Origin of the sequence: Burkholderia sp. AU6039 (assembly GCF_002223365.1) — a bacterium.
Lineage (GTDB): Bacteria > Pseudomonadota > Gammaproteobacteria > Burkholderiales > Burkholderiaceae > Burkholderia.
Genome location: NZ_NKFK01000037.1, coordinates 1 through 522 on the forward strand (window position 1 = coordinate 1; position 522 = coordinate 522).

Here is a 522-nt window from a genome sequence, read left to right on the forward strand (position 1 = left end):
ACGGATCAAAGCTTGTTTGCCAGCTCCCCGTAGCTTTTCGCAGGCTACCGCGTCCTTCATCGCCTGTGATCGCCAAGGCATCCACCACATGCACTTGTTCGCTTGACCCTATAACGAGTCTGTCTCGCGACAGTTCGCTACAGGTTGAGTTCTCGCGTTGTGCCGTATTCCAATTGAGTCAAACATTAAGTTCGAATCATCTTGAGATACATCGATACAATCACAACCCGGATAGTTTTCACGTCCATCTCAAGACGCTTCCGCTATCCAAATTACTTGCTTCTTCCAGATTGTTAAAGAACGACAGCCGATACATACTACGTATCACTCTGACTGGCTCAATCGCCAATGCAAAATTCTCGGTTCAGTGTCTGAACCAAGCCCTTAGCGTTGGTGATTGGTGGAGGCAGACGGGATCGAACCGACGACCCCCTGCTTGCAAAGCAGGTGCTCTCCCAGCTGAGCTATGCCCCCATGAGTACAGATAACCTCAGGTACCTACCGCCAGACAAGACAATGGTG

At 50.2% G+C, this 522-nt stretch carries 1 tRNA gene and 1 rRNA gene; both read right to left on the reverse strand.

Annotation, left to right across the window (positions count from 1 at the left end):
• Positions 1 to 108: ribosomal RNA gene (locus tag CFB39_RS38535) — 23S ribosomal RNA — on the reverse strand; the annotation flags it as partial.
• A gap of 290 nt (positions 109 to 398) precedes the next feature.
• Positions 399 to 474: transfer RNA gene (locus CFB39_RS38540), tRNA-Ala, on the reverse strand.
• Between the last annotated feature and the right edge of the window lie 48 nt (positions 475 to 522).